Genomic DNA, 3,767 nt, shown 5'->3' on the forward strand with positions numbered 1-3,767 from the left:
GCGTCCCGAATCCCCTCAACCGACTTTCCCACTTGGTTTGATACCTGGGCGCCGATTTCTTTGCCTTTGTCCTTCATCTGTTCGGTCATCGTAGCCATGATTCTGATCTCCTGTGGGGTTTGAACAACGCATCACGTCATGCGAATACCCAGAGGCAACTTCTGCGCCGGACGCTAGATGTCCCCTTAGCTTTCCCGTAAGAGAACTCTATGTGCTATCAAAATCAGGGTTTATGAGAGGAGCGAGCCACAGAACTCGCTCCGTACGAGATTGAGTCCCTAACGCTCACTATGGCGCGCAGGGAATCAGGCCGACCGGGAACTGGAGCGTCGCCGCCGGGGACTCGACTGCGGACTGTCGCCGAGAGACCCGTCTTGGACCCACCCGAGAGGGCGATGCCCGGTCCCGAAGCCACGCACAGGCGGATCACGGCCGGATCAAGGAGACCTCGGAACAGCAGCGAATGGATGCCGAGAATTATTCCGGCTCTGCCGCGGCGGTGGGCGGGGTAAACGGAAGATCAAGGCTCTGCTTCTTCAGGCCCCGCCCGGTCGTGTTCAGAAAGTAAATCCCGGTGAGCGTCACGATGATGTACTCCGTCAGGTGGTAGTAGACGGAAGCGGCGAAGATTCCGGGATAGTCGTCTGAGAACACACTCAACACCATCGTGAAGCAAAGCTGAATGACGCCGACGTAGCCGGGGGCCGAAGGGACCGCAGCACCGACAGCGGTCAGTCCCAGCACGATACACGAGATCAGCAGGCTGTTGGGCAGACCAAAGCTTTTGAGCGCCAGATGGATGACGAACCCGTTGATCATCCAGCTGCAAAGCGAAATGGCCATGATGCCCGCCAGCAATCGAGGCTGCTTCACGGCGGCCAGCCCCGTCACTCCTGCTTCCAGCAGATGGTGCAACTTTTCCAGCCACGACGCAGGAAGAATCGGCGAGAGAACCGCGTTGACGATGCGGATGCACAGAGCGAAGTAAAAGACATACAGGAGCAATGTCAGGACCAGGCATCCCACGCAGACCGCGACAATGGACGTATTGGTTTGGACGCTCGGATTCAACCCGTCAACAAACACCAGCCCGACGCTCAGCAGCGTCAGGACCGTGATCGAGTCAAATATTCGCTCCAGCACCACTGACGAAGCCACCGTAGACACTTTCAGGTTGGCATGTCGTGCGAACAGCAGCACCCGAACTACTTCACCCATGTGAACGGGAAGGACATTGTTTAGACCAAACCCCATCATCACGAACGGAAAGAGGTCGCGTCCCACTTTGAACTGACCGATCGGAGACAGCAGCAGTCGCCAGCGTAAGGCTTTGAGCCAATAAAAGACGCCGGTCGCGATCATGATTGGAACCAGAGTCCAGTAGTTCGCATCCGCAAACGCGTTTCCCGCTTTGGAAAACGCTTCCGGATCGGACAGAAGTTCCCGCGTGGCAAACCAGAGACAAAGACCGGACACGACGAGCCCAAACAGGACATGAACCCAACGGTTGCCGTGGAGTGAAAATTGGCTGGCAGGAGACGACATTTGGAGAGAATCTATTAGTGAGGACATTCATCCGTGCGGTGAAACATGATGGTAACCTGAAACAAAAATTGCCAACCAGCCAATACTGAAAAAATGTATACCATATCGTCCTGGCCAACCCTGCTCTCCGATCGGCATCGTGGCAAGTGAACGCAGAGGTTCAATCGCCATCAACGGACCGGTATGATCGAAACGCGGGCACGATCGTCGCGCACGTGCCTGAAAGAAGGGGTGATCAGGTTGAGTCTCACCCTCCGTCCGCTGTCAGGGCATCGTCATGAGCATACCAGATTCAGAACGGTGGATTGCCTCAGTCGCTTGCGGGATGGCTGTGGTCGGCAGTCTCCTGTTTCTTTTCCCTCCCTGGGCAATCGCCACGGCGGGTGACGGCGGCGGCCCCACCGAGACGGCGATCAAAGCCGCGATCCGCAAATCGCTCCCTTTGCTCGAGAAAGGAGCCCGGGGCTCGTTAGAACATCGCAAGCAATGTTTTAATTGCCACAATCAGGGACTGCCCCTGATGGCCATGACTGAAGCCCAAGCACGCGGCTTCCAGACTGACGCTGAACTTCAGGCCGAGATCCTTCGGTTTACCGCCGATTTTCTTGCGCGAAACAAAAAGCGATACCGGGATGGTGAGGGGCAGGGAGGACAGGTCGATACGGCTGGCTACGCCCTGTGGACCCTGAACAAGGGGAACTGGCCTGCGGACGAGACGACCGCCGCAGTTGTCGAGTACCTGCTGATTCATCAGGTTCAGCTCGACCACTACGAACCGGAAGCGAGCCGCCCTCCCAGCGAACAGAGTTATTTCACATCCACCTATGTCGCGGTCCGGGGTCTCAAAACGTTTGGGACTGATGAACAGCAGGAACTCATCGACGCACGCATCGAGCAGATTCAGTCATGGCTGCAGAAGGCTGAGCCTCAGGATCACGAGGATCGCGTTTTCCGGTTGCGTCTGCTGCACCTGCTGCAAGGGCGGGCTCCCTCGGTCGATCTGGCGGTCGACGAGCTGAAGCGAAGCCAGAACGAGGACGGCAGTTGGTCACAGGTGACGGGAATGAATGGCGACGCGTACGCGACCAGCACGGCGCTGGTCGCTCTGCATGAAGCAGGAGGTCTTGCGACCTCGGATCCGGTCTACCAGCAGGGGTTGGCCTATCTGATCTCACAGCAGCACGACGATGGGTCATGGCATGTGGTCTCGCGTGCCAAGGCCTTGCAGTCGTATTTCGAATCGGGCTACCCGCACGGTAAGGATCAGTTCCTCTCCAGCGCGACGGCAAGCTGGGCTACGATCGCGCTGGCGTTGGCCTTACCCGAGACCACAGCCACCTCGGAGTGAAAACCTCGTCCGGCAGGGGGCTCCGCTCGTCCTCCCTTTTCGCTCTTCCAGAACGTGCCCCGATCATGCGGAAAACGGCCGAGAAAGTCAGCAATTTCAGTCGCAAGGCTGTCCTGTTATCGGGATTTCAGCGACACTTCGCGTGACATTGCTGTTCCATGAATCTACGAATCTACGAACTTGAATCTGCAGGACCTGACCATGAAGTTCCCGATCACGGTTGCGCTCGCCGCGATGCTCCTGATTCCCACCGTTTCTCGCGGAAAAGACTTGCCACGGAGCACTCCCGAAGAGCAGGGGATCTCGTCGGCTGCGGTTCTGTCGTTTGTTGAAGCGGCCGACAGTCAGTTTGATTCTCTCCACAGCTTTATGCTGGTCCGGCACGGTCATGTAGTGGCAGAAGGGTGGTGGGCTCCCTACCACGCGGAAGCACGGCATTCCCTTTATTCTCTCAGTAAAAGTTTCGCCTCGACCGCGATCGGGCTGGCCATTGAAGAGGGCAAGTTGAGCCTCCACGACCCGGTCGTCAAATTCTTTCCGGAAGATGTGCCTGCCGCGCCGAGTGATCATCTGCAGGCAATGCGAGTCAGTGATTTGCTGAGAATGGCGACGGGACATCAGAGCGAGCCACTCCGGACCGACAGCGTCCCCTGGACCCGGTCGTTTCTCGAACATCCTGTCCCCTTCAAACCGGGGACTCACTTTCTCTACAACACTTCAGCCACCTACATGCAGTCGGCCATCGTGCAGAAAGTGACGGGAGTCAAGCTGATTGACTATCTGCGTCCCAGACTTTTCGATCCCCTCGGTATCGAGAATCCGCAGTGGGAGACAAGTCCCCAGGGAATTTCGACCGGGGGCTACGGACTCAGCA

Annotated in this window: 3 protein-coding genes; 2 read left to right on the plus strand and 1 reads right to left on the minus strand. The window is 57.4% G+C overall.

Annotated features, from left to right (window positions below; genetic code table 11):
• Positions 1-477: 477 nt before the first annotated feature.
• Positions 478-1,545 (minus strand): lysylphosphatidylglycerol synthase transmembrane domain-containing protein, encoded by a 1,068-nt coding sequence (locus tag VGE80_RS16180; protein ID WP_440593389.1) that lies wholly within the window; start codon positions 1,543-1,545, stop codon positions 478-480.
• A gap of 277 nt (positions 1,546-1,822) precedes the next feature.
• Between VGE80_RS16180 and VGE80_RS16185 the strand changes: the two genes are divergently transcribed.
• Positions 1,823-2,893 (plus strand): hypothetical protein, encoded by a 1,071-nt coding sequence (locus VGE80_RS16185; protein ID WP_440593390.1) that lies wholly within the window; start codon positions 1,823-1,825, stop codon positions 2,891-2,893.
• Between the two features lie 201 nt (positions 2,894-3,094).
• A partial coding sequence (locus tag VGE80_RS16190; RefSeq protein WP_440593391.1) for a serine hydrolase domain-containing protein occupies positions 3,095-3,767 on the plus strand: 673 nt, incomplete at its 3' end.

This window comes from Schlesneria sp., assembly GCF_036405755.1.
In the GTDB taxonomy this organism is placed as follows: Bacteria; Planctomycetota; Planctomycetia; order Planctomycetales; family Planctomycetaceae; genus Schlesneria; species Schlesneria sphaerica.